This is a genomic window from Streptomyces sp. Root1304, assembly GCF_001426405.1.
Taxonomy (GTDB): Bacteria; Actinomycetota; Actinomycetes; order Streptomycetales; family Streptomycetaceae; genus Streptomyces.
The window spans coordinates 101,951-126,182 of the sequence record NZ_LMEP01000004.1 but is presented as its reverse complement, the minus strand read 5'-3'; the positions used below and the strand labels follow the sequence as shown (position 1 = coordinate 126,182).

The window sequence follows — 24,232 nt, the reverse complement described above, 5'->3', positions numbered from 1 at the left end:
TCCCAGGTGACGCACATCACCGGGGCGGGGCCCCGTCGCGTTCCCGGTTGCCTCACAGGGGACGTGACGGAACCGAGATACGCAGCTACCTAGCGGTAACAAGCCGCGGGGTGACAGATTCCGCCATGCCACCGGCCGGCGGCTGTCCCCCACGTCACTGCGTACCGCAGGAGCACAGCCATGCCTTCGACCCCCCACCGTGCGCTGCGCGCACTCCTGGCACTGTGTACCGCCGCCGGGCTGGCCTCCCTCGCCGCCCCGGCCGCCCATGCCTCCCCCGGCACCGGGCCCACCGCCGTCGTCACCATGGGCGACAGCTACATCTCCGGCGAGGCCGGCCGCTGGCTGGGCAACAGCCTCACCGACTCCGGGAGCCGCAACGGCACCGACCGCGCCTGGACGGGCAGCGGATACGACCCGTCCCGGGTGTACGGCTCCACCGCGGGCGGCTGCGACCGCTCGGACACCGCCGAGGTCAGGAGCGCCGGCCCGATCGCGGGTTCGCTGGTCAACCTGGCCTGTTCCGGCGCGACCACGCGGAACGTCTTCCGGGCCTCGCAGGGCGGCCAGTCCTACAAGGGCGAGGCCCCCCAGGCCGACCAGCTGGCGGCGGTCGCCGCGGCGAACGACGTGAAGCTGATCGCGCTGTCGATCGGCGGCAACGACCTCGGGTTCGCGGACGTCATCTCCACCTGCGCGACCGACTACATCGTCTGGTACTCGTACTGCCACGACGACCAGCAGGCCGCGGTGGACGCGAGGATCGACGGCGTGATGGCGGACGTCGGCCGCTCGGTCGACGAGATCAGGGCCGTCATGGCGAGCGCCGGATACGGCTCGTCCGACTACCGGATCGTCCTCCAGTCGTACCCCTCTCCCATCCCCCGCGCCGCCGACAACCGCTACGGGGAGAGCGGCTGGTCCCGTACGAACACCGGCGGCTGCCCGTTCTGGAACGCCGACTCCGACTGGGCCCGCGACTCCCTCGTCCCCCAGCTCGCCAACCGCCTGAAGGGCGTCGCCACGGCCAAGGGCGTGCAGTTCCTGGACCTGCGGGACGCGCTCCAGGGCCGTGAGGTCTGCGCGAAGGCGAGCCGCCAGGTGACGTCGACGGCGCCCGCCTCGGGCACGACGAGCGAGTGGGCGCGCTGGATCGACAGCCAGAGCACCCAGGGCCTCGTCCAGGAGTCCATGCACCCCAACGCCTATGGCCAGCAGGCCCTGGGCCGCTGCCTGGCCCTGGTCAACGCCCGCCCGACGGGCAACCAGAGCTGCCGGAACACGGCGGGGGCGGGCCCGTCGGGGATGTATCTGACGGCGGGCTGACGGACCTCGCTCGCCACGGGACGGAACGGGCCGGGGCTCGCTACAGCATGAGACCGAGCGGGCCGAGGACCCGCTCCGTCTCGTGGCGGTCCGCCGCGGCCATCGCCCGGAGCAGGGCGGCGGAACCGCCCGGCCAGGCGGCGGCCGCCGTGTCGAAGGCGGTACGGCGGGACTCCAGCGGCCCCTTCTTGGCGGGCAGCGCGTCGAGCACGAACAGCGCCCGCGCCGAGGTGCGTACCTGGATCAGGTCGGAGGGCTCGCCCCGTGCCCGCAGGGCCTGGTGGGCGTACGCGCCGATCACCGGGTCCCGCAGGGCGCCGCGCAGGGCCTCGGGCGGCGCGGATCCGGTGTCCAGGACGGCGAGGAGGCCCCGGGTGGCGGCCGCGTCGGACGTGCCGGCGTGGACGGTGCCGAGGGCCGCGAGCAGTTCGGCCCAGGCTTCGACGGTGTCTCCGCGCGCGTGGAGCCGGTCGGCGAGCACGCGCGCGGCGACGCAGTCGGGCCAGCCCACGGCGGCGGCCACCACGTCGGTCGCGGGCCACGACCTGACCTCGTCGGCGTCGGGTGCGGCGATCCCGCGCACTCCCAGCAGATAGCGCACGACGCCCGCGCCGCGCGGGGTGAGCCCGAAGGCGTCGCCGGTGCGGAAGACCAGGCCGGTGGCGGCGAGCCGGTCGAGGACGGCGGCCAGCTCGCGGGCGGGCCGTTCGAGACCGGCGCGGTCGGCCTCGGTCAGCCCGGCGGTGCCGAGGAGGCGGACGAGTTCGGGGAGCGGCGGGACGGTGTACGGGTCGGCCGCCTCGGCCGGTACCGGTACCGGCAGGTCCTCCAGGGCCGGATCGACGGCCAGGTCCTCGAACTCGGCGGCCTTGCGGACGACGGACTCGGCGCAGCAGCCGCGCCGGTAGACCACGTACAGCAGATGGGGTGCCTCCCCGCCGTAGGGCTCGAACTCCTCCTCGCTGAGTTCCTCCACGGCGGTGATGAGGGTGTCCGCGTCCTCCTCGACGGGCACGGGCCCGGCCTCGGTCGCGGGCGGCGGGGGGACGGGGACGGCGATGTCCCCGTAGTGGTCGAGGTGCTCGTCGAGGAGGGCGTCGGCGAGGACGAGGTGCGGGAAGGCCTCGGGTCCCGGCGCGAAGCGCGCGTACGGCCCGGAGAGCTGTTCGGCGAGCCCGGCGGCGGTCCACCGGTCCTGGAGCGCGGCCGCCACCTGTCCGATGCCGGTCGCGACGGCGTGGTCGGTGAGCAGCGGTCCGACGGCGGGCGGCTCCTCGGCGTCCCGTACGTACGCGCGGGTGAGGGCCTCGGCGAGGAGGACGTCCGCGAGGGCCGTACGCCCCATGAGGTCGGCGCGGTGCACGCCGGCGGGCAGCGGCGCCCCGTCGAGCGCGGCGAGCCGGCGGCGCACGTCCTCGGGATCGGCGAGATCGGCTCCGCAGGTCCGCAGCAGCGAGGCGTACCAGCGGTGCCAGGTCAGGTTCCCGGGGTCGGTCATGGCCCGCTCGAAGTCGGCGGCGGCCTCCCGGACCACGGCGCCGATCCGCTCGCCCCGCCCCCCGTCGAACCGGGCGGCGAGCCGCGCGAGCACGGCCGGGTAGGCGTCGAGCGTCCCGGGGGGCGCGTAGACGAAGGTCGGCAGGTCCTCGACGAGCAGCCGCCGCACGAGTCCCGGCGTCGGCTCGGGCACCCCACTGCCCCGGTCGGCCCCCCGCAGGGCCAGAAGCCCGAGGACCGCCTCGGCGGCACGCACGAAGACGGGATCTCGGCGCTCGGCGGTTCCGTCGAGGAAACTGTCGAGCCCGGTGTTGGTGAGAACGGTCTCGGCCACGCTTCCCAGGGTAGTTCGCAGGGGACGAATCGGGCGGGCGACGCAGGCGGGCGGGGCCGGGAATCGTCGGATTCGGCGGACCCGGTCACCGGTCCGCCGAGGCGGCGGCCGGCCGGTGGGCGCCGGTTTCAGCGCACCGTCACCGTCCTCGGGGCCGCGAAGTCGCCCCAGGTGCCGTCCGGGAGTTGGGCGCGGAGGGTGACGGTGTAGCGGGTGCCCGGGGGGTCCTGGACCGGGAAGGTGTAGGTGGCGCGGCCGGGGGGCGGGGTGTTGCCCCAGACGATGGTGGTGGCGAAGCGGCCGTTGAGGTGGAGTTCGTGGTGGGTGACCGGGGCGCCGGTGGTGGGCGGGGTCCAGGTGACCGTGATCTCGCCGCCGGCCGCGGTGACGGCGAGGTCGGTGGGGGCGGTGTTCGTGGGGGCGCCCGGCGAGGGGGCCGTGGTGAGGTCGGCGGGGGCGCTGTCCGGGGAGGAGTTCTCGGCGGCGTCGCGGGCGCGGACGGTGAAGGCGTAGGCGGTGCCGGGGCGCAGGCCGGTGAGGCGGGCGGTGGTGGCGGTGCCGGGCACGGTGTGGATGCGGGTGTCGGCCTGGTAGACGTCGTACGCGGTGACCCGGGTGTCGTCCCGGGAGGGGTTCCAGCGCAGGGTCGCGGCGCTGCTGCCGTCGGGGGTGACGCGGAGGGCCGAGGGGGTGGTGGGGGGCTTGTGGTCCTCCGCGACGGCGCGGAGGGTGGTGGCGGCGACGGTGGCGCTCGGGGGCGAGGTGTTGCCGGCGGCGTCGCGGGCGCGGACCGTGAAGCGGTGGCGGGTGGCGGGGGCGAGTCCGACCACGTCGGTCATCAGGGTGGTGGCGGGGAGGTCCTTGATCTTGCGGCCCTCGCTGTAGACCGCGTATCCGGTGACGGCCCGGTCGTCGGTGGCCGCGCTCCACATGACGTGGACGGTGGTGGCGCTGCCGGCCGTGGCGGTCACGCCGGTCGGGGCGGTGGGGGCGGCGGTGTCCTTCGCCTCGGGCGCGGCGGCGCCGGAGCAGCCGGTGGCGGCGACCGCGAGGGTGAGCGCGAGGGTGGTCAACAGGCTTGCGGCGAGCGGGCGTTGCACGGGCCGGCCTCCGTCCGTCGGAAAGGTCCAGACCTATATCGCACACGGGGGCCGACCCCGGCAAGGGGACGTCGTGGAGCGCGCCCCCGAGGCGGCCTCCGAGGGCGTTGTCAGTGGCGTGCGCTTCACTGGGAACATCACTCTCCGTAGTCGATTCAGGGGGAATCATGACGGACCGTACGACCTATGTGACCTTCGCCGGGGTGCGCGGGCGCGGCTGGACCGACACGATGGTGCGCGACCTGCTCGGCACGCCCGACGTCCAGGGCCGCGACCCGCGCCGCTGGTCCCTCGCGCCCGTCCGGCTCTACCTCCTCGCCCGGGTCCAGACGGTGGAGCGGACGCCCGAGTTCGCCGAGACCTCGGCGCTGGCCCCCGGGCGTTCCGCCGCCGCCGGGGCCCATGCCGAGCGGCGCCGGGCGGCCGTACTGACCGCGATCCGCGCGGAACCGATCGAGGTCCCGCGCCTGCCGGGCCCCGAACTGGAGCGGCGGGCGGTGCGCCACCGGCAGCTGCTCGGGGCGCGGAGCCCGGGGGCCCCACGGGCGGAGGCACGTCGCGGGGCCTCGGCCCCGCCGCAGGCCCCGGCTTCGACCCCGTCCTCCTCCGTCTCCTCGCCCGCTTCCTCCTCCGCCGCCGCCGCACCGCCCGGGTTCCCCGCCGGGGCGCTGGTGCGGTGGCAGGTGAGCTATCTGCGGCAGGCCCTCTCCCGCTACGAGGCCCTGCTCGACGGGCTGTACGGGGAGAGCGGGCGCGGCGAGGCCGAGCGGCTGCTGCGACGGCGGCTGTACGAGGCCATCGCCGCCGCCTATCCCGCGCTGGCGGACGAGTGCCGACGGCGGATCGCGGTCGAGCGGTGAACCGCCGGCACCTCCGTCCTCAGCGGGCCAGGAGGCGTTCGGCCCTGCGGCAGGCCGCCGGAATCGGGGCGACGATCCTGGTGGCGCAGCGGGTGCGGAGTTCCTCGGCGGCCTCGCCCAGCGGGCCGCCGCCGATGACCACCGCCCGCGCCCCGTCCCGTTCGACGCAGGCGCGGACCGCCCCTTCCAGCCGGTCGAGGAGCAACTCGGGGTGGGCGGAGAGGTGTTCGGGGGTGCCGGTGGTGAGCCGCAGACCGGTGTACCGCTCGGCGAGGCCGAGGGCCGTCACATGGGCCGCGATGGCGTCGGCGAGGAGCGGTGTGGTGGTGGCGATCCCGAAGGGGGTCCCGTCGGCGGCGGCCTCCCTGAGGGCGGCCTCGCCGAGCCCCACCACGGGGATGCCGGTGGCCGCGCGCAGCGCCGCGAGGCCGGGGTCACCGAAGGCGCCGACGAGGAGCGCGGCGCAGTCGCCGCCGGCGAGGGCGCGGAGGCCGGCGGCGAGGACCTCGGGAGCGGCGGCGCGCAGGGCGGCGGGGTCGGTGAGCATCCGCGGGCCCCTCGCGACGGTCACCCCCCGGACGCGCAGGGCCGGACGCAGGCTGCGCCGGGCGATGGCGGTCATCATCGCGGTCGTGGCCGCGGAGGTGTTGGGGTTGATCAGCACCACGGCCCCGGGCCCCGCGGCGTGCGCGGGGACCGGGGCGTCGGGTGGGGCGACGGGCGGGTTCAGTGGGCGTGCGCCGCCTTCGCCGTACGGCTGCCGGAGATCTCCTCGCCCGGTTCCATCGGCGCGGTGACCTCGTCGGCGTCCCGTCCCCGGCCCAGGTGGTTGAAGACCACGTTGAGCAGGACGGCGGCGACGCAGCCGGTCGAGATGCCGGAGTCCAGGATGATCTGGGCGGTCTCCGGGAAGGCGTGGTAGAAGTCCGGCTTCGTGATCGGGATGATGCCGACGGCCAGGGAGACGGCCACGATGAGGACGTTGTTGTCCTTCTCCAGGCCGGCCTTGACCAGGGTCTGGATGCCGCTGGCGGCGACCGAACCGAAGAGGACGACGCCCGCGCCGCCGAGGACCGGCCGGGGGACGACCGAGATGAGCGAGGCGGCGACCGGCGAGAGGCCCATCAGGACCAGGAAGCCGCCGCCGCAGGCGACGACGAAACGGCTGCGGATCCGGGTCATGGCGACCAGGCCGATGTTCTGCGCGAAGGCGCTGCACATGAAGCCGTTGAAGAGCGGGCTGATCGCGGAGCCGAGGGTGTCGGCGCGCAGTCCGGCCGCGATGGTCTTCTCGTCGGCCGGCCGGTCGACGATCTCGCCGAGCGCCAGCATGTCGGCGGTCGACTCGGTCATCGACACCAGCATGACCACGCACATGGAGATGATCGCGGCGAGCGCGAACTGCGGGGCACCGAAGTGGAACGGCGACGGGAAGCCGACGATGTCCGCCTCGGTCACCGGGGAGAAGTCGGTGACGCCGAAGGGGATGGCGATGACCGTGCCGATGACGAGGCCGACGAGGACGGCGATCTGCTTGAGGAAGCCGCGGGTGAAGCGGCGCAGCAGCAGGACGACGACCAGGGTGATGCCGGCCAGCGACAGGAAGGTGGTCGAACCGTAGTCCGCCGCCTTGGGGTTGGGGCCCTGGGCCCAGCCGAACGCGACCGGGAGGAGGGAGACACCTATGAGGGTGATGACGGTGCCGGTGACGACCGGCGGGAAGAACCGCACCAGCCGGGAGAACCAGGGGGCGGCGAGGAAGCCGAGGAGTCCGGCCACGATGATCGCGCCGAAGATCACGGGGAGCGCGTCGGCCTTGTTCTCGGTGGTGTCGACGATGGCGAGCATCGGCGCGACACCGGCGAAGGTCACGCCGTTGACGAAGGGCAGCCGGGCGCCGATCTTCCAGACCCCGAGCGTCTGGAGGAAGGTCGCGAGGCCGGCCGTGAAGAGGCTGGCGCCCGTCAGGAAGGTGAGTTCGGTGCCGGAGAGGCCGACGGCCGCTCCGACGATCAGGGGCGGGGCGACGACGCCCGCGTACATGGCGGCCACATGCTGGAGGCCGCTGGTGAGCATCTTCAGTGGGGGCAGCGTCTCGTCGACCGGATGCGTCTCACGGTCGTCGGGGGCGGAGCCTGCTTCTTGTGCATTGCGAACCTGGGGCTTGGCGGCCACGGCGGTTCCTCCGGTCGGGTACGCGTCGGCGGTGACACGGGTGTCAGGGAGGTGGTGCGATGCGGTGCGAGGTGCAGGAGGTGCGGCTCGTTGCGGGGGTGGTGCGGTGCGCGCGGGGAGGAGCTGCGGCGCGGGGACGGTCGGCCCGGTGGGGGTGCGGGCGTGTTTCACCTTCCCGGGAGGTGCCGTACGGCTTCTGCGTACGGCACCTCCCGGTCCGGCTGCCGCGGACCCCGCTCGGGTCCGCGGCGACCGACCGAGGGCCGTCCCCCTCGGTCGGACTCCATGGGGAGGGTCAGGCCTGGGCCGCGATGCGGGCCAGGCGCTGCGCCTCCGCGCGTGCGTCGCGCGCGATGGTGTCCTCGTCGACGGTGAGCAGGCGGTCGTTCTCGACGATCTGCTTGCCGTTGACGAAGGAGGCCGTGACCGGGGCCGCCGCGCCGAAGACGATGGCGGTGACCGGGTCGGCGATCGTGGAGTGGCCGAGGCCGTCGATCTTCCAGAGGACGAAGTCGGCGAGCTTGCCGGCCTCCAGCGAGCCGATGTTGTCGGCGCGGCCGAGGACCTGGGCGCCGCCGTAGGTGCCGAGGCGCAGGGCCTGGCGGGCGTTGAGCGCGGACTCGCGGTGGGCGCCGAGGCGGTTGATCAGGAGCGCGTTGCGCAGCTCGGTGTGGAGCTCGCCGGACTCGTTGGAGGCGGTGCCGTCGACGCCGAGGCCGACGGGTACGCCCGCCTTCAGCATGTCGGGGACGCGGGCGATGCCGGCGGCGAGGCGCGCGTTGGAGGAGGGGCAGTGCGCCACACCGGTCTTGGTGCGGGCGAACGCGGCGATGTCGGAGTCGTTCATGTGGACGCAGTGCGCCATCCACACGTCCTCGCCGAGGAAGCCGGTGGACTCGAAGTAGTCCGTCGGGCCCATCCCGAAGAGCTCGTGGCAGAACTTCTCCTCCTCCACGGTCTCCGAGCCGTGGGTGTGCATGCGCACGCCGAGGCGGCGGCCGAGCGCGGCGCCCTCCCGGAGGAGTTCGGTGGAGATGGAGAAGGGAGAACAGGGGGCGACGGCGACCTGGGTCATCGCGTCGAAGGAGGAGTCGTGGAACTTCTTCACCGTCTCCTCGGTCGCGGCGAGCGCGCCCTCGGTGGTCTCGACGGCGAAGTCCGGCGGCAGGCCGCCGTCCTTCTCGCTGCGGTCCATGGAACCGCGGGCGAGGGTGAAGCGGACGCCCATCTCGGAGGCGGCGCCGATGATGGCGCCGGAGAGGTCGCCGGAGCCCCGCGGGTAGACGTAGTGGTGGTCCATGGCCGTGGTGACACCGCCGCGGGCCATCATCGCCAGGGAGCCCTGGGCTGCGGCGCGCACCATCTGCTCGTCGATCCGCGCCCAGGTCGGGTAGAGGGCGACGAGCCAGTTGAAGAGGTTGTGGTCGGTCGCCAGGCCCCGGGTGATCCACTGGTAGAAGTGGTGGTGGGTGTTGACGAGACCGGGCGTGACGAGGTGGCCGGTGGCGTCGATGCGCCGGACCACGTTCTCCAGGCCCTCGGGAGCCTTGCCGGCGCCGATGGACTCGATCCTGTTGTCCGCGACGACGAGGTACCCGGAGGCGTACTCGGTGTCGTTCGCGTCCACGGTCGCGATCGCCGCGTTCTCGATGACGATGCGCTGGGCTGCCGAAGGTGCTGCCATGGCGGTGCTTCCTTCATTCCTCGGGGATGGTGTGGGCACGGCAGGACCCTAGGAGGATTTGAGTGCCGGGGCCGTGTGACGGCTCCGGGTGCCGAGATGGTGGAAGAAGAGATTCAGCAGGACGGCGACGAGCGCGCCCGCGCTGATGCCGGAGCCGAGCACGGTCTGCGCCCAGGCCGGGAACTCGGCGTAGAAGGTGGGTGCGGCGAGCGGGATGATGCCCGCTCCGAGCGCGACGGCCACCAGGATGATGTTGGAGCTGTCGTCGAGACCGGCCTCCGACAGGGTCCGGATGCCGCTGACCGCGATGGAGCCGAAGAGGACGATGCCGGCGCCGCCGAGGACGGGCATCGGGACCATGGAGACGACCGCGCCGAGGACGGGGAAGGCGCCGAGGACGAGCAGGGCGCCACCGGCGACGGCGACCACGTATCGGGAGCGCACCCGGGTCAGCGAGACGACACCGACGTTCTGGGCGAAGGCCGAGGTGGGGAAGCCGCCGAAGACGGGGCCGATCAGGGTGGCGATGCCGTCGGTGCGCAGGCCCCGGGTGATGGTCCTCCCGTCGCTGCGCCGCTCGCAGATCTCGCCGAGGGCGAGCATGCCGGCACTGGACTCGGTCATGAGGACCAGCATCACGATGCACAGGGAGAGGATCGCGGCGGGCTGGAACTCGGGGGCGCCGAAGGCGAAGGGGGCGGGCAGGGCCGCGACGGGCGCCTCGCGCAGGGCGCTGAAGTCGGCCATCCCGAAGGGGATCGCGGCGAGGGTGCCGATGAGGAGGCCGAGCAGCAGGGCGATCTGCTTGACGAAGCCCTTGCCGAAGCGCTGGAAGAGCAGGATGACGACGAGAGTGAAGGCGGCGAGCGCGAGGTACTTCATGGCGCCGAAGTCGGCGGCGGTTCTGTCGCCGCCCTGGGCCCAGCCGACGGGCACGGGCATCAGGGTGACCCCGATGAGAGTGATCACGACGCCGGTGACGAGCGGCGGGAAGAAGCGGAGGAGCCTGCCGAAGAAGGGGCCGACGGCGAGGCAGAACACTCCGGCGACCATCACCGCGCCGTAGATGGCGGGGAGTTGGTGTCCGGGGGCGCTGGTCTCGGCGATGGCGAGCATCGGGGCGATTCCGGCGGAGGAGGCGGCGTTGACGAACGGGAGCCGGTTTCCGGCGAAGCGTCCGATGCCGAGGGTCTGCAGGATGGTCGCGCAGCCGGCGATGAGCAGGCTGGCCGCGATGAGCCGGGTCATCCCGGCCGCGTCCAGGCCGACGGCCTGGCCGATGATGAGCGGAGGGGTGACGACGCCGGCGTACATGGCGGCGATGTGCTGGAGTGCCGCGGGGACGAGCCGCGAGGCGGGGAGCTTCTCGTCCACCGGGTGACATTCGGTCGAGGCCGAAACCGGGGTGGACGGAGGGGTGGAACACGGGCCTTCGGCGGTTGCCGGCCCCTGTGCAGGCTGTGCCATGAGATTCCCTCCGGTCTGGTGCGGCCCCCGCCCGACTGCGGGCGGGCGGGGGCCGGTCACTCAGATGCCGCTTAGAGGTTGGTCATGTCGACCGGGATCTGCGCCGTGGCTCCGTCGCGGAGGACGGTGGCCTCGATGAGGCCGTACATGCGGTCGGCGGCGTAGTAGACCTCGTTGTCGTTCTTCAGGCCGAAGGGCTCGAGGTCGACCAGGAAGTGGTGCTTGTTCGGGAGCGAGAAGCGGACTTCGTCGATCTCCGAGCGGTGGTTGATGATGCGCGTGGCCATCTGGTACAGCGTCTGCTGGAGGGAGTACGAGTACGTCTCCGAGAAGGCTTCGAGCATGTGCTTGCGCGTCTGCTCGTAGGACCGCTCCCAGTTCGGCATGCGCTGGTCGTCGTCGGTCCAGTTGAACCGCCAGCGGGCGGACACCTGCGTGGCCAGGATGCGGTCGTACGCTTCCTGGAGCGTCGTGTACTGGTCCTTGATGTAGCCCCAGAACTCCGAGTTGGTGGAGTTCATGACGACGAGGTCCTTGAGGCCGGAGATGACCTCCCACGTCGTGCCGTCGTAGCTGATCTGGGTGACGCGGGTCTCCTGGCCCTTGCGGGCGAAGGAGTGGTTGACCTCGTCGGCGCCGATGAACTTGGAGTTGGCCTCGGAGGACGCGATGCGCTCCCAGGAGTACTCCTCGATCCGGATGCGCGCCTTCTTGATCGGCTCCTGGCTCGTCACGAAGTGGCGGGCGAGGTGGATGCCGAACTGCTCGGCGGACTCGATGCCGTACTCCTTGGCGAACGCGAAGATGGTGTTCTTCGTCGTGTCGGTGGGGAGGCAGTGGGCGTTCGAGCCGGTGAGGTGGACGTCGTCGAGGTCGCCGGAGAGGGCGACGGAGACGTTCAGGTCCTTGATGTGGTGGGTGTCGCCGTCCCGCGTGATCTTGACGACGCGGTTCTCTGCTTTGCCGTACTGGTTCTGGCCGAGAATCGTGGGCATGTCTGCTAGCTCCCTCGGTATACGGAGTAGCCGAACGGGTTGAGCAGCAGCGGTACGTGGTAATGCTCGCCCGGGGTGACGGCGAAGGTGATCGCCACCTCGGGGAAGAACGCACCGCTGTCCCTTACGCGGGGGGCGTCCTGCTGCGCCTCGGCTTGCTTCTTGAAACTGTGCTGACTGGAGAAGTACGTCTCGACCTCGAAGTCGAGGCGTACGTGGGTGGTGCCTTCCGGCAGGGCCGGCAAGTCCTTGCAGCGTCCGTCCGCGTCGGTGGCCGAACCGCCGAGCGCGACCCACTCCGCGTCGGAGCCGCTGCGGGCCGCGAGCGTGATGGCCACGCCCTCGGCGGGGCGGCCGATGCTGGTGTCCAGGATGTGCGTGGACACCGAGGCCGTGGTGTCGGTGCTCATGCGGAGCTCTCTTCCTCGGAGGTCTCGGAGGTCTCTACGAGACGGGTCAGCCGGATGCGGTTGATCTTGCCCAGTTCGGTGCGGACGATCTCCCGCTCCGCCTCGGGCGAGTTCCCGATCCGCTCCCTGAGCGCGTCCCGCATCTGCTCGCCGGTCCTGCCGGTGGCGCAGATGAGGAAGACGTGACCGAACCTGTCCTGGTAGTCCAGGTTGAGGTCGAGCATCTCGGCCTTGAGCTGGTCGGAGGCGCCGGCCATCCCGCTCTGTTCGCGGGAGGAGGTCGGGTCCCCTGCCTTCGGACGACCGATCGGCGGGTGCCCCGCCATCGCCTCGGCAAGGTCCTCGGCGGTCAGCTCGGCCATGGCGGCGTCACTGGCGAGGAAGAGAGCTTCGGCGGTGGAGTACGGGCGCTGGGCGAGGACCTTGCTCCCCCACGCCGAACTGGAACACACCTCGTGGAGCGCGGCGACGGCCTCGCTGTCCGCCGAGGTGTTGAACCGGGTGAGACCCGGTGTCGTACCTGAAGTCACGGGAAGCCTCCGTGGCTGTTTTTCGCTGTGCGTCGGACGGGCTGCGGATAGCTAACGCCCTCCGCAACACAACGTCAACACTTTGTTGAAAACTCGGCCACGCAAAAGCCGTCGTCCCGACATCCGGACGACGGCTTGTGGTCATAGGTGATCAACTAGTCGCCCTTGGCGGCCTTTTCCCTGTTCAGGGCGGTCTCCCTGTTGAGGTAGTTGTACACGGTGAAGCGGCTGACACCGAGTGCACCGGCCACCGTCTCCACTCCATGGCGCACCGAGAAGGCGCCGCGCGCCTCCAGCAGCCGTACCGCCTCCTGTTTGGCCTTGCGGTCGAGTTCGGCCAGCGGCACCCCGTGCCGCCGCTCCATCGCGGCGAGGATGTGATCGAGGGATTCGGACAGCTGGGGCAGCCGTACGGCGAGGACGTCCTCGCCCTCCCAGGACAGGACGACGTCGTCGGCCCCCGCCTGCGCGGGGACGAGCAGCTCGGCGCCCATGGCGTCGACCAGGGGCTTCACCGCGGCCACCAACGGGTGCTCACTCACTTCTCCTCCTCACCGATCACGTTGACCTGGAGCGAGACGCGCGTGGCGCCGGCCGCGAGCGACTTGCGCAGCAGCGAGTCGACCGCGGTGAGCACCGCGTCGGCGCCGCCTTCCGCCGTATTGCCGAAGGGGCCGACGTCGACCGCGTCCAGTTCGGCGGACTGGATGACCTCACGGGCCACGACCGCGTGCGCCGGCGCCTCGTCGAGGTCGAACGGCTCGGTCGTGAACTCCACTCTCAAACGCACCATGGCCCCAAACTACGGCCCCGATCCGGCCCACGGCAGCCCCGGACCTGCGGGGACCTCTTGACAAGCGGGGCAACCCCCTTGCAACATTCCGTCAGACAGAAACTTACTTCCGCGATACGGAAGGAGCGCCGCCCCTCATGGCCCGCTTCTCAGTAGGCGCAGGCACGGACCAGCGCTTCGATGTGAACCTGTCGATCCTCTTCACGGAACTCCCGCTCCTGGAGCGCCCCGCGGCCGCCGCCGCGGCGGGCTTCACCGCGGTCGAGCTGTGGTGGCCCTGGATCGACACCGCCACCCCCGAGCAGAGCGAGCTCGACGCCCTCAAGAAGGCTCTTGAGGACGCCGGCACCCAGCTGGTGGGACTGAACTTCTACGCCGGGCAGCTGCCCGGCCCGGACCGCGGAGCCCTCTCCGTACCGGGTGACGAGTCGGACCGCTTCCGCGCCAACATCGAGGTGGCGGCCGACTTCGCCGCCTCGGTCGGCTGCAAGGCGCTGAACGCGCTCTACGGCAACCGCGTGGAGGGCGTCGACCCCCAGATCCAGGACACCCTCGCCCTGGAGAACCTGGTCCTGGCCGCCCGCGCCGCCGACCGGGTGGGAGCGATCCTCCTCGTCGAGACCCTCAACAAGCCGGAGTCCCCGCTCTACCCGCTGGTGAGCGCCCCCTCCGCCATCGAGGTCATCGACAAGGTCAACGCGGCCACCGGACTCGGCAACGCCAAGTTCCTCCTCGACATCTACCACCTGTCGATGAACGGCGAGGACGTCAGCCAGGTCATCGCGGAGTACGCGGCCAAGACCGGCCACGTCCAGATCGCGGACAACCCGGGCCGCGGCGCGCCGGGCACCGGCGACCTGCCCCTGGAGCAGCTCCTCGACGAGCTGAAGAAGGCCGGTTACGACGGCTGGGTCGGCCTGGAGTACAAGGCCGCCGACGCCGCCACCTCCTTCGAGTGGCTGCCCGCCGAGGCCCGCCCGGCCCGCTGACGCAGGCCCCCTCCCCGTATCACCTTGTTTTGAGAGGCACCGTCATGAGCACTCTTCCCAAGATCGCGTGGATCGGCCTCGGCATCATGGGCTCCCCCATGTCCGAGAACCTGATCAAGGCCGGCTACTCGGTCACCGGCTTCACCCTGGAGCAGGACAAGCTGGACCGCCTGGCCAAGGCCGGCGGCTCCTCCGCCGGGTCGATCGCCGAGGCCGTCGGGGACGCCGACGTCATCATCACGATGGTGCCCGCCTCCCCGCAGGTCGAGGCCATCTCGTACGGCCCCGCCGGCATCCTGGAGAACGCCAGGCAGGGCGCGCTGATCATCGACATGTCGTCGATCACCCCGCAGACCTCGGTCGACCTGGCCAAGAACGCCGCCGAGAAGGGCATCCGCGTCATCGACGCCCCGGTGTCCGGCGGCGAGGCCGGCGCCATCGAGGCCGTCCTCTCGATCATGGTCGGTGGCGAGCAGGCCGACTTCGACGAGGCCCTCCCGATCCTCGAGGCCCTCGGCAGGACCATCGTGCTCTGCGGCCCGCACGGCTCCGGCCAGACGGTGAAGGCCGCCAACCAGCTGATCGTCGCGGTCAACATCCAGGCCTGCGCCGAGGCCGTCGTCTTCCTCGAGAAGTCCGGCGTGAACCTCCAGGCCGCCCTGGACGTCCTCAACGGCGGTCTGGCCGGCTCGACCGTGCTGACCCGCAAGAAGGACAACTTCCTGAACCGGGACTTCAAGCCCGGCTTCCGGATCGACCTGCACCACAAGGACATGGGCATCGTCACCGACGCCGCCCGCAACGTCGGCGCGGCCCTCCCGGTCGGCGCGGTCGTCGCCCAGCTCGTGGCCTCGCTGCGCGCCCAGGGTGACGGCGGCCTGGACCACTCGGCCCTGCTGCGCGCCGTCGAGCGCCTCTCCGGCCAGCAGGTCTGATCCACCGCCCCTTCGCGGGGCCCCCAGATTTCCGGTCGGCGGCGGCGCTGACAACCTGTCCTGTCGCGCCCAGGCGTCGCCGCCGACCGGAACACCACACTTCCTTTTCAACAAACTGTTGACGTTACGTTCCAGCCGAATTTACGCTCCTCGGACCGTCAGCAGAGCTCCCGTACGGAAGGTCACGATGTCGAAGCGCGTGCTTACGACCGAGTCCGGCGCCCCCGTCGCCGACAACCAGAACTCCGCCACCGCCGGCGTCGGTGGCCCGATCCTCCTCCAGGACCAGCACCTGCTGGAGAAGCTCGCGCGCTTCAACCGTGAGCGGATCCCGGAGCGCGTGGTCCACGCCCGCGGCTCCGGCGCGTACGGCTACTTCGAGGTGACCGACGACGTCACCGCGTACACGAAGGCCGACTTCCTCGGCGAGGTCGGCAAGAAGACCGAGACCTTCATCCGCTTCTCCACCGTGGCCGACTCGCTCGGCGGCGCGGACGCGGTGCGCGACCCCCGCGGTTTCGCCCTGAAGTTCTACACCGAAGAGGGCAACTACGACCTCGTCGGCAACAACACCCCGGTGTTCTTCATCAAGGACCCGATCAAGTTCCCCGACTTCATCCACTCCCAGAAGCGCGACCCCTTCACGGGCAAGCAGGAGGCGGACAACGTCTGGGACTTCTGGGCGCACGCCCCCGAGGCCACCCACCAGATCACCTGGCTCATGGGCGACCGCGGCATCCCGGCCTCGTACCGTCACATGAACGGCTACGGCTCCCACACCTACCAGTGGACCAACGAGGCGGGCGAGGCCTTCTTCGTCAAGTACCACTTCAAGACGAACCAGGGCGTCCGCAGCCTCTCCGCCGACCAGGCCGCCGAGCTCGTCGGCAAGGACGCGAACTCGCACCAGACCGACCTGCTCCAGGCGATCGAGCGCGGCGTGAACCCCTCCTGGACCCTCTACGTCCAGGTGATGCCGGCCGCCGAGGCCGTGGACTACCGCTTCAACCCCTTCGACCTCACCAAGGTGTGGCCGCACAGCGACTACCCGCTGCAGCGCGTGGGCCGCCTGGTCCTCGACCGCAACCCGGAGAACGTCTTCGCCGAGGTCGAGCAGGCCGCGTTCTCCCCGAACAACTTCGTCCCGGGCATCGGGCCCTCGCCGGACAAGATGCTGCAGGGCCGTCTCTTCGCCTACGCGGACGCCCACCGCTACCGCCTCGGCGTCAACCACACCCTGCTGCCGGTGAACGCCCCCAAGGCGACGACCGCGCAGAACTACGGCCGTGACGGCGCCATGGCGCTGCGCAACGGTTCGCGCCACGACAAGAACTACGAGCCCAACTCGTACCAGGGTCCCGCCCAGACCGACGCCGCGCTCTCCGCGCCGCTGGCGATCCACGGCTGGACCGGCACCCACGAGGCGCCCGCGCACACCAAGGACGACGACTTCTTCCAGGCCGGTGAGCTCTACCGCCTGATGTCCGAGGACGAGAAGGGCCGTCTGATCGCCAACATCGCCGGCGGTCTGTCCCAGGTCTCCCGCGAGGACGTCATCGAGAAGAACCTCGCGCACTTCGCCGCCGCCGACGCGGACTACGGCAAGCGCGTGGCCGAGGCCGTCCGCGCCCTGCGCGAGGACTGATCCTCAAGGAACACCCAGACTGCGTACGGCACCTGACGGGAGGTCAGTGCCGTACGTGGTCCGGATCGCCGGCCCGGATGAGGGGTGGCCGGCGGACCGGACAAGCGTGAGGACCGCGGCGGCGCCGAGCCAGTGCGGTGGTAAGGGCGTGAGGCCCTCCTTCTTGACCTGAAAGAAGGGGTGCGCCGGACGCCCGTCGGCACCGCCGCGGTCCCAACGCCCCCTTTGTCAGGGGAACTTCCCCAAGACTCCGCCCGGCGGTGCGAACGTCCTGTCGCGCCAGCCTCGCACCGTCGGGCGGTCACGAGCGGGAGAGCGCGGAACCAGGTTTACGGTCCCTGGTTCCGCGCTCTTCTTCGTTCCCGGGCACTTCTTCGTTCCCGGGCGCTCCTTCGTCCCCGGGCGCTCCTTCGCTCCCGGGCTCCGCGGTGGGCCGTCCCGTCCCCCGGTCGGCCCGCGCCAGCCCCAGCGTCACCGCGAGCGAGGCGAGCGCGAGCACCACCATCGCCGTGCGCGGCGAGGTGTACTGCGCGAGGGTCCCCGCGAGCGCCGCGCTCACCCCCTGGAGGGCGATCATCCCGGAGGAGTGCAGCCCCAGCGCGTGCCCGGACAGCTCCTCCGGCACCAGGGTCATCAGCCGCTCCTGGTGCAGCAGGCTCGCCGCGTACCCGACCGCCGAGACCGTCACCGCGAGCAACGCGAGCGGCAGCGGCGGGTTCAGGGCGAACAGCAGGAACGGGGCCGCCAGTTGCGCCTGGAGCGGGAAGCGGACCCGGCCCCGCAGCCGGGCCGGCAGGAAGCGTCCGACGACGGTGTCCCCCGCCAGCATCCCGAACGCCGCGCAGGCGAAGAGGAGCCCGGCGCGCTCGGGGGCGTACGGCACGAAGAGCGACTCGCAGCCCACGATCAGACCGTTCGGCACCCAGAGGGCCAGGTACGCCCGGCGGCGGGCGGGCAGGGACCACAGCCGCGCGTTGGTGCGCCAGGTCTCGGCGACCGAGGCCCGGCCCTCGGCGCGCGCCGGACGCGCCCCGAGGCCGAAGCGGGCGAGGAGCGCCGCGGCGAGGTAGAGCCCGGCGCCCGCGAGGACCGTGCCGCGCGGCGAGAGCAGTGCGATCAGGACGCCGCCGGTGGCGAAGCCCGCGATCTGGCAGACGCCGACGGCCATGTTGGTCACCGAGCGGCCGAGCAGGAAGGACTCGCGGGGCAGGATCTCGTTGAGGAGCCCGTACCGCACGCCGCCGCCGAGGGAGGCGGCGAGCCCCTCCGCGAAGAGGATCACGAAGACCGCCCAGGTCGGCAGCCCGGGGATCGCGAGGGCCGCGGTGCCCAGGGCGAAGAAGAGCCCGATCCCGGCCATCGTGGCGCGCGGCGGCAGCCGGTCGGCGGCGGAGAGCAGGGTGGTCGCGCCGAGCAGCTGGGCGAGCGAGGGCCCGAAGAGGGCGAGCGCGGAGAGGAACGGGGAGCCGGTCGCGCGGAAGACGAGCGTGGCGAGAGCGAGCCCGGCGACGGTCTGGGCGGCGGTGTGGACGGAGCCGGTGAGGAAGAGCGGGGTGAACTCGGGGGTCCGGAAGAGATCGCGGTAGCGGGGCATGCCGGGAGTCTCGGGCGCGGGTGGGGGTCCCGATACTGTTTCGCGGGGACGCGAAACGACAGGGGGCGGGAATGGGCTGGTGGCAGATCGGCACGGACTCCCTCGCCGGGAGCAGATTCGTCGTCTCACCGCTCGCCGAGACGGTCGCGGCCCTCAAGACCCTGCACGCGGCGGTCGGCGCCCACCCGGGCGAGCGGGCCTGGCTGACCGCCCATCTGCCGGCCTACCGGGCACGGCTGGCCGCCGAGCCCCTCGACGCGCTGCTCGTCCGGGCGGCCATCGGGCCCACCTGGAACGCCGACTTCCTGACGCCGACGCCGACGGGTGACCGCGACCGGTCGTTCGAGGAGGAGGTCGAGGCGGTCCGCGTCGTCGAACCGGCCGACGCAGTGCCGCAGTTGGAGGTCGCGGTCGGGGGTCCCGTACCGGAGCCGCTGCGGTCGGCGCGGGATCTTCCGCACCGGCTCGCGGGCGTCCTGGAGTGGGTGTGGCGGGAGACGGTGCTGCCCGACTGGCCGCGCCGGCGCAGGGTCCTGGAGGCCGATGTGGTGGCGCGGACCGCGCAACTGGCCCGGGACGGCTGGGCGGCGGCGCTCGACGAACTGTGCCCGGGAAAGATGCGCTGGCTGGGCGACGGGCGGCTTCAGGTCAACCCCCGCGCGTATCCGCCGAGGCGCTTCGACGACGGCCGGCTGCTCTTCGTCCCGGTGACGCCGAACAAGGGCTGGGTGTCCTGGGAGGGCTCCGAACGGTCCGCGATCGTGTACGCGTGCTCCGGCGCCCTGCGGGACGCGACCGTTCCGGTCGTGCCCGAAGCCCTCGGCGCACTGCTCGGCGGGGCGCGCGCCGGGGTCCTCGTACGGCTCGAATCACCCAAGTCCACCAGCCAGTTGGTGGCACTCACCGGACAGGGACTCGGTTCGGTGGGACGGCACCTGAAGGTGCTGCTCGACGCGGGGCTGGTACGGCGGGGGCGGGCGGGCCGCTCGGTGCTGTACGAGTGGACGGAGGCGGGCGGGGTGCTCGTACGGGCGCAGGGGCGCGCGGCCTCCACGTGAACGCCGGACGGCCCCCGCCCCGGTGCTCGTCCGGGCGGGGGCCGTGTCACGGCTCCGTGAGCGTCCTGATCCGGCCTGTCGGACCTGCCAGACCTGTGGGGCCGGTGGGGCCGGTGGGGCCTGTGGGGCCGGTCGGGCGGATCCCGCCGGTCAGGCCTGGAGGGCCTTGATCGCGGTCGGCGCGTGGCCGGGCTCGGTGGCCAGGTCCTCGAACTCGGTGACGTCGCTCATGTCGACCGTCTTGCTCATCGCGATGTTCGTGATGCGCTCCAGGATGGCCTCGACGACGACCGGGACCTGGTGCTCGACGGCCAGCTTCTTGGCCTCTTCCAGCGCCTCGCCGAGCTTGTCCGGGTCGGTGACGCGGATGGCCTTGACGCCCAGGCCCTCGGCGACCTTGACGTGGTCGACGCCGTAGACGCCGATCTCAGGGGTGTTGATGTTCTCGAACTCGAGGTTGACCTCGAAGTTGATCCCCAGACCGCCCTGCGCCTGACGGATCAGGCCCAGGTAGGCGTTGTTCACGAGGACGTGGACGTAGGGGACCTTGTGCTGGGCGGCGACCGCCAGCTCCTCGATCATGAACTGGAAGTCGTAGTCGCCGGAGAGCGCGACGACCGGGGTGTCCGGGTCGGCGGTCGCGGCGCCGATCGCGGCCGGGATGGTCCAGCCGAGCGGGCCGGCCTGGCCGCAGTTGATCCAGTGGCGCGGCTTGTAGACGTGCAGGAACTGGGCCGCGGCGATCTGGGAGAGACCGATGGTGGTGACGTAGCGCGTGTCCGGGCCGAAGGCCTTGTTCATCTCCTCGTAGACGCGCTGCGGCTTCATCGGGATGTTGTCGAAGTGCGTACGGCGCTGCAGGGTGGCCTTGCGCTCCTGCGCGGAGGCGGCCCAGGCGGAGAAGTCCGGCAGCGCGCCCGCGGCCTTCAGCTCCTTGGCGATCTCGATGAAGAGGAGCAGCGCGGCCTTGGCGTCGGAGGCGATGCCGTAGTCGGGCGCGAAGATCTTGCCGAGCTGGGTGGGCTCGATGTCGACGTGGACGAACTTCCGGCCCTTGGTGTACGCCTCCAGGTTGTAGCCCGTGTGGCGGTTGGCCCAGCGGTTGCCGATGCCGAGGACGAAGTCCGACTCCAGGAAGGTCGCGTTGCCGTAGCGGTGCGCGGTCTGGACGCCGACCATGCCGGCGGCCAGCCCGTGGTCGTCCGGGATGGTGCCCCAGCCCATCAGGGTGGAGATGACCGGGATGCCGGTGAGCTCGGCGAACTCGACGAGCAGGTCGGTGGCGTCGGCGTTGATGATGCCGCCGCCGGCGACGATCAGCGGGCGCTCGGACTCCAGGAGGAAGCTCAGCGCCTTCGCGGCCTGCGCGCGGGTGGCCTGCGGCTTGTAGACCGGCAGCGGCTCGTAGGTCTCCGGGTCGAACTCGATCTCGGTCAGCTGGACGTCGATCGGGAGGTCGATGAGGACCGGGCCGGGGCGGCCGGAGCGCATCAGGTGGAAGGCCTGCTGGAAGACGCCGGGGACCTGTGCGGCCTCCAGGACGGTCGTCGCGGCCTTGGTGACCGGCTTGGCGATCGTGGCGATGTCGACGGCCTGGAAGTCCTCCTTGTGGAGCTTCGAGACCGGGGCCTGGCCCGTGATGCAGAGGATCGGGATGGAGTCCGCGATGGCCGAGTACAGGCCGGTGATCATGTCGGTGCCGGCGGGGCCTGAGGTGCCGATGCAGACGCCGATGTTGCCGGCCTTGGCACGGGTGTAGCCCTCGGCCATGTGGGACGCGCCCTCGACGTGGCGGGCCAGCGTGTGGCCGATGCCGCCGACGTTCTTGAGCTCGCGGTAGAAGGGGTTGATCGCCGCGCCGGGCACGCCGAACGCGGTGGTGACGCCTTCGCGCTTGAGGATCTCAACGGCCGCTGCGGCGGCGGTCATACGAGGCATGGGAGTGCTCCTGCTTCGGCCGGGCGGATCCAAGCCCACCGGTCGGCTCGGGGAGCCCGGACGGCTTGTTTCCGTAATGCGGAAATACTGTTCTGCTATACGGAAGCAATGTAGGTCGGGCTCCGGAGAGCCGTCAAGAGAGGTCCGTGCAACGGACTGCCACGGACCCGCGGAAGTGGCCGAACAGCCTCCCCCCGGCGTCCGATGGGTGGACGATGGGGACCGAACGACAGGGGGTCGGTTGTGGGCGAGTCGGTACCGGTGCGCTGCCCGGAGTGCCTGCGGACGCAGGCGTACGCGGCACCCGTCTTCCCCTGCGCGTGCGGAAGCCCGGTGGCGCCACCGGTGGCGGCCGGCGCGACGGCCGAACCGATCACGCACCGCAACTGGACCGACGAGTGGGTCACGGTCCGCTGCGGGGCCTGCGGCCGCGAGGACGACTGGCCGCACCCGGAACTGGGCTGCCCGTGCGGGACGGTCCTGCGGGTACCGGTCCGCGCGGCGGGGGACGGAGCGGAGCCGGGGGCGAGTCCCGGGCCGGGGCCTGCGCCGGAGGCCCGTACGGGTACGGATACGGGTACGGGCGCTGCCGGCGGGACGCCCGGGACCGCCCGCCGGGCGGCGAGACCGACCGGCTCGGAGTGGTTCGGGCCGGGCCCCGGGAACAGGCGCGACGCGCGCCCGGGTGGGGTGGCCGGGACGCCCGGCGCATCGGGCTCCTCCGGCGCTCCGGGAACGACCGGAGCCATAGCCGGGCGTACGGCAGGGGGTGCGGTGGCGGGCCCGACCGCTGCCGGAGCGTCTCCCGGCGCAGCCCGTACGGGACCGGGCGCCGGGTCCGGGGCGCAGTCCGGGGCTGGATCCGAGGCTGGGTCCGGGGCCGGGTCCGGGACCGGGACCGGGACCGGGACCGGATCCGGGGCTGGGTCCGGATCACCGTCCGCGGCTGGATCCCCGTCACAGTCCGAATCCGGCTCCGATTCCGGCCCCGGCCCCGCGCGCCCGCCCCGATTCGCCGCGCCACGGGCCTTCGCCGAGCGCTACCCCGCGCACATTCCGCTGCCGCCCACCGCTCCGCACCCCGCTCCGGTGCGCGGTGCCTTCCGGCCCGTGACCATCCGGACCTCGCGGGACGCGGTCGCCGCGGCGGCCTCGTATCTGCGCTGGCTCGGGTTCCGGGACGTGGTGCAGCCGGAGGACCGGCCCGCGTCCGGGGTGGACCTGCGGGCGCCGGGGCTCGTCGCGCAGGTCGACCCGAGCACCCGGCCCACCGGGCTGCGGGCGGTCGAGTGCCTGTGGCTGAACGGGCTCAGCGCGTCCGGCGTGAGCGTGTTCTTCTCGCTGGCGGGCTACACGCCGGAGGCGCGTTCGCGCGCCGCCGAGATCGGGCTGCCGCTCTTCGTCCTCGATCTCACCGGCACCCCGCAACCGGTGAACAACGCCGCCGACGACCTGACCGCGGGCGGCGCCTGAACCGAATCCGGCCATTCACGCGTGACGATCACCCCCTCCCGGGCAGAACACCCTCGGGGGTGGGCGTCATGCCGACGGGGATGTGGTGGTTCATCGGAGCGGCCTGTGGCCAACTACTGGTCGCCGCCGTGCTGTTGCGAACGCGCAGCCGGGAAAGCGGAACGGACGATCCGCCGCCTCCGCAGGCCCTCGCGCTGCTGCGGGGCGGACGGCGGGCGGCCGTCACCGTGGCACTGGTGGCGCTGCACCAGCGCGGAGCGGTCGCGGCGGGCCGCAAACATACGATTCGGGCCAACGGCGGGCCGGGCCGCACCCGCGACCCCGTACAGCTGGGCGTGCACGGGGCGCTCCACCGGGCGTTCCCGCTGCGCGACCTCGTGCTGCGTCCCGAGGCGCGGCGGGCGGTGGACGCGCTGCGCGGGGAGCTGCGCGGGGCGGGGCTGCTGCTGCGGCCGGCGCGGCTGTGGGCGGCGAGGGCGCTGCTCGGCGGCGTACCGCTGACGGTGGCGGCGGGGGCGTACGCGACGGGCGGCTCGGACGCGGATCCGGTGGTGGCGCTCGTGGCGGGGGCTTCGGCGGCGCTCCTGGCGCTCCTCCTGCCGCGGCTGCCCCAGGCGACCCCGGCGGCGCAGCACCTGCTCGCCGGTCTGCGGGAGCGGTATCCACTGCCGGCGCATCGGCGCGAGGTGACGGACGGGTGGCTGGTCCAGCTGTACGTGGCGCTGTACGGCGATCCGGCGCTCGCGCTGTTCCTGCCCCGGTTCTCGCGGGACGGCGGGCTGCTCGACCGGCCCGGGGAGGCGGACGGGAACCGGCCTCCGGAGGATCGTGGAGCGGATTCGGGCGACGGCCGGTGCTGAGACCGCGCCATACTGTCGTATGCGCATCAGAGCGGCCGCACCGGCCGAACTCCCGCTGCTCCAGGACATCGAACGGGCGGCGGGCGAGCCGTTCCGCACCCTCGGGATGGCAGCCGTCGCCGACGACGATCCGCTGCCCCTGGACGTCCTGGAGTCCTACCGCCGCGGCGGCCGGGCGTGGGTGGCGGTGGACGCCGCCGACCGCCCGGTCGCGTATCTGCTGACCGACACCGTCGACGGCGCCGCCCACATCGAGCAGGTGTCGGTGCATCCGGACTCCGGGCGCCGGGGGGTCGGCCGGTCGTTGATCGAGCACCTGGCGGCGACCGCCGGGGAACAGGGCCTGGCGGCGCTGACCCTGACGACGTTCACCGAAGTGCCGTGGAACGCGCCGTACTACACGCGCCTCGGCTTCCGCCCGCTCACCGACGCCGACCCGGCGCTGACGGAGGGCCTGCGCGCGATCAGCCGGGCGGAAGCGGCCCACGGCCTCTCGGTCTGGCCCCGTGTCTGCATGCGCCGGGAGCTCGTCCCGTCGCGGTGACCGCGCACGTTCACCGAGTCGCCGG

Annotated in this window: 21 protein-coding genes and 2 pseudogenes; 10 read left to right on the top strand and 13 right to left on the bottom strand. The window is 72.3% G+C overall.

Translation table 11 applies throughout. The features are described from left to right. Positions 1-180 precede the first annotated feature (180 nt). The gene (locus tag ASD33_RS08425; RefSeq protein WP_056555897.1) at positions 181-1,326 is read left to right on the top strand and encodes a GDSL-type esterase/lipase family protein; all 1,146 of its coding nucleotides are present in this window, start codon (positions 181-183) and stop codon (positions 1,324-1,326) included. A 40-nt stretch (positions 1,327-1,366) separates the two neighbouring features. Here ASD33_RS08425 and ASD33_RS08420 read toward each other — a convergent pair whose 3' ends face one another. Then, positions 1,367-3,157, bottom strand: coding sequence for a hypothetical protein (locus ASD33_RS08420; protein ID WP_056555895.1), 1,791 nt, complete (start codon positions 3,155-3,157; stop codon positions 1,367-1,369). 128 nt (positions 3,158-3,285) lie between these two features. After that, positions 3,286-4,257 (bottom strand): fibronectin type III domain-containing protein, encoded by a 972-nt coding sequence (locus ASD33_RS08415; RefSeq protein WP_056555891.1) that lies wholly within the window; start codon positions 4,255-4,257, stop codon positions 3,286-3,288. A gap of 167 nt (positions 4,258-4,424) precedes the next feature. On the opposite strand from ASD33_RS08415, the gene ASD33_RS08410 reads away from it, so the two are divergent. After that, positions 4,425-5,117 carry a hypothetical protein gene (locus ASD33_RS08410; protein WP_056555889.1) on the top strand — a complete coding sequence of 231 codons (693 nt, stop codon included), beginning with the start codon at positions 4,425-4,427 and terminating at the stop codon, positions 5,115-5,117. 19 nt (positions 5,118-5,136) lie between these two features. Here the strand turns inward: ASD33_RS08410 and ASD33_RS08405 are convergent, their stop codons facing one another. The 9 genes from ASD33_RS08405 to ASD33_RS08365 all read right to left on the bottom strand — a co-directional run bounded on the left by ASD33_RS08405 (position 5,137) and on the right by ASD33_RS08365 (position 13,168). Beyond that, complete coding sequence (locus tag ASD33_RS08405) at positions 5,137-5,784, bottom strand: aspartate/glutamate racemase family protein (RefSeq protein WP_079044650.1); 648 nt, start codon at positions 5,782-5,784, stop codon at positions 5,137-5,139. 59 nt (positions 5,785-5,843) lie between these two features. Further along, on the bottom strand, positions 5,844-7,193 hold the full coding sequence (locus ASD33_RS08400) for a nucleobase:cation symporter-2 family protein (RefSeq protein ID WP_242426876.1): 1,350 nt from the start codon (positions 7,191-7,193) through the stop codon (positions 5,844-5,846). 394 nt (positions 7,194-7,587) lie between these two features. Next, positions 7,588-8,976, bottom strand: coding sequence for an 8-oxoguanine deaminase (locus tag ASD33_RS08395; protein WP_056555884.1), 1,389 nt, complete (start codon positions 8,974-8,976; stop codon positions 7,588-7,590). 48 nt (positions 8,977-9,024) lie between these two features. Then, positions 9,025-10,443 (bottom strand): nucleobase:cation symporter-2 family protein, encoded by a 1,419-nt coding sequence (locus ASD33_RS08390; RefSeq protein ID WP_056555882.1) that lies wholly within the window; start codon positions 10,441-10,443, stop codon positions 9,025-9,027. A gap of 71 nt (positions 10,444-10,514) precedes the next feature. Further along, a complete protein-coding gene (gene pucL / locus ASD33_RS08385) occupies positions 10,515-11,438 on the bottom strand; it encodes a factor-independent urate hydroxylase (protein WP_056555879.1) in 924 nt (307 codons plus the stop codon). A gap of 5 nt (positions 11,439-11,443) precedes the next feature. Next, positions 11,444-11,848, bottom strand: coding sequence for a hydroxyisourate hydrolase (gene uraH, locus ASD33_RS08380; protein WP_056555876.1), 405 nt, complete (start codon positions 11,846-11,848; stop codon positions 11,444-11,446). Further along, entirely contained in the window at positions 11,845-12,378 is a 534-nt protein-coding gene (gene uraD, locus ASD33_RS08375) for a 2-oxo-4-hydroxy-4-carboxy-5-ureidoimidazoline decarboxylase (RefSeq protein ID WP_056555874.1), read from the bottom strand. Before uraD ends, uraH begins: the two co-directional genes overlap by 4 nt. Positions 12,379-12,533: 155 nt before the next feature. Continuing rightward, positions 12,534-12,872, bottom strand: a complete 339-nt coding sequence (locus tag ASD33_RS08370) for a helix-turn-helix domain-containing protein (RefSeq protein WP_056556181.1) — start codon at positions 12,870-12,872, stop codon at positions 12,534-12,536. A gap of 44 nt (positions 12,873-12,916) precedes the next feature. Further along, positions 12,917-13,168 (bottom strand): hypothetical protein, encoded by a 252-nt coding sequence (locus tag ASD33_RS08365; RefSeq protein ID WP_063991915.1) that lies wholly within the window; start codon positions 13,166-13,168, stop codon positions 12,917-12,919. 140 nt (positions 13,169-13,308) lie between these two features. Between ASD33_RS08365 and ASD33_RS08360 the strand changes: the two genes are divergently transcribed. From ASD33_RS08360 to ASD33_RS08350, 3 genes are all read left to right on the top strand, one after another. Next, positions 13,309-14,160: a TIM barrel protein gene (locus ASD33_RS08360; protein WP_056555869.1), complete on the top strand. Its 852-nt coding sequence runs from the start codon at positions 13,309-13,311 to the stop codon at positions 14,158-14,160. A gap of 44 nt (positions 14,161-14,204) precedes the next feature. Beyond that, entirely contained in the window at positions 14,205-15,095 is an 891-nt protein-coding gene (locus ASD33_RS08355; protein ID WP_056555866.1) for a 2-hydroxy-3-oxopropionate reductase, read from the top strand. Positions 15,096-15,282: 187 nt separating this feature from the next. After that, on the top strand, positions 15,283-16,740 hold the full coding sequence (locus ASD33_RS08350) for a catalase (RefSeq protein ID WP_056555863.1): 1,458 nt from the start codon (positions 15,283-15,285) through the stop codon (positions 16,738-16,740). A 301-nt stretch (positions 16,741-17,041) separates the two neighbouring features. On the opposite strand, the gene ASD33_RS08345 is transcribed toward ASD33_RS08350, so the two are convergent. Beyond that, positions 17,042-18,334, bottom strand: a complete 1,293-nt coding sequence (locus ASD33_RS08345; RefSeq protein ID WP_056555860.1) for an MFS transporter — start codon at positions 18,332-18,334, stop codon at positions 17,042-17,044. Positions 18,335-18,405: 71 nt separating this feature from the next. Between ASD33_RS08345 and ASD33_RS08340 the strand changes: the two genes are divergently transcribed. Next, entirely contained in the window at positions 18,406-19,392 is a 987-nt protein-coding gene (locus tag ASD33_RS08340) for an ArsR family transcriptional regulator (protein WP_056555856.1), read from the top strand. Positions 19,393-19,542: 150 nt separating this feature from the next. On the opposite strand, the gene gcl is transcribed toward ASD33_RS08340, so the two are convergent. After that, a complete protein-coding gene (gene gcl / locus ASD33_RS08335; RefSeq protein ID WP_079044649.1) occupies positions 19,543-21,330 on the bottom strand; it encodes a glyoxylate carboligase in 1,788 nt (595 codons plus the stop codon). 204 nt (positions 21,331-21,534) lie between these two features. On the opposite strand from gcl, the pseudogene ASD33_RS36155 reads away from it, so the two are divergent. The 4 genes and pseudogenes from ASD33_RS36155 to ASD33_RS08320 all read left to right on the top strand — a co-directional run. Continuing rightward, positions 21,535-21,828 (top strand): annotated as a pseudogene (locus ASD33_RS36155) (hypothetical protein); the annotation flags it as partial. Positions 21,829-22,374: 546 nt separating this feature from the next. Continuing rightward, positions 22,375-22,803 (top strand): annotated as a pseudogene (locus ASD33_RS08330) (hypothetical protein); the annotation flags it as partial. 68 nt (positions 22,804-22,871) lie between these two features. Beyond that, positions 22,872-23,663 (top strand): TIGR04222 domain-containing membrane protein, encoded by a 792-nt coding sequence (locus ASD33_RS08325; RefSeq protein ID WP_056556176.1) that lies wholly within the window; start codon positions 22,872-22,874, stop codon positions 23,661-23,663. Between the two features lie 19 nt (positions 23,664-23,682). Then, a complete protein-coding gene (locus ASD33_RS08320) occupies positions 23,683-24,207 on the top strand; it encodes a GNAT family N-acetyltransferase (RefSeq protein WP_056555839.1) in 525 nt (174 codons plus the stop codon). Positions 24,208-24,232 lie beyond the last annotated feature (25 nt).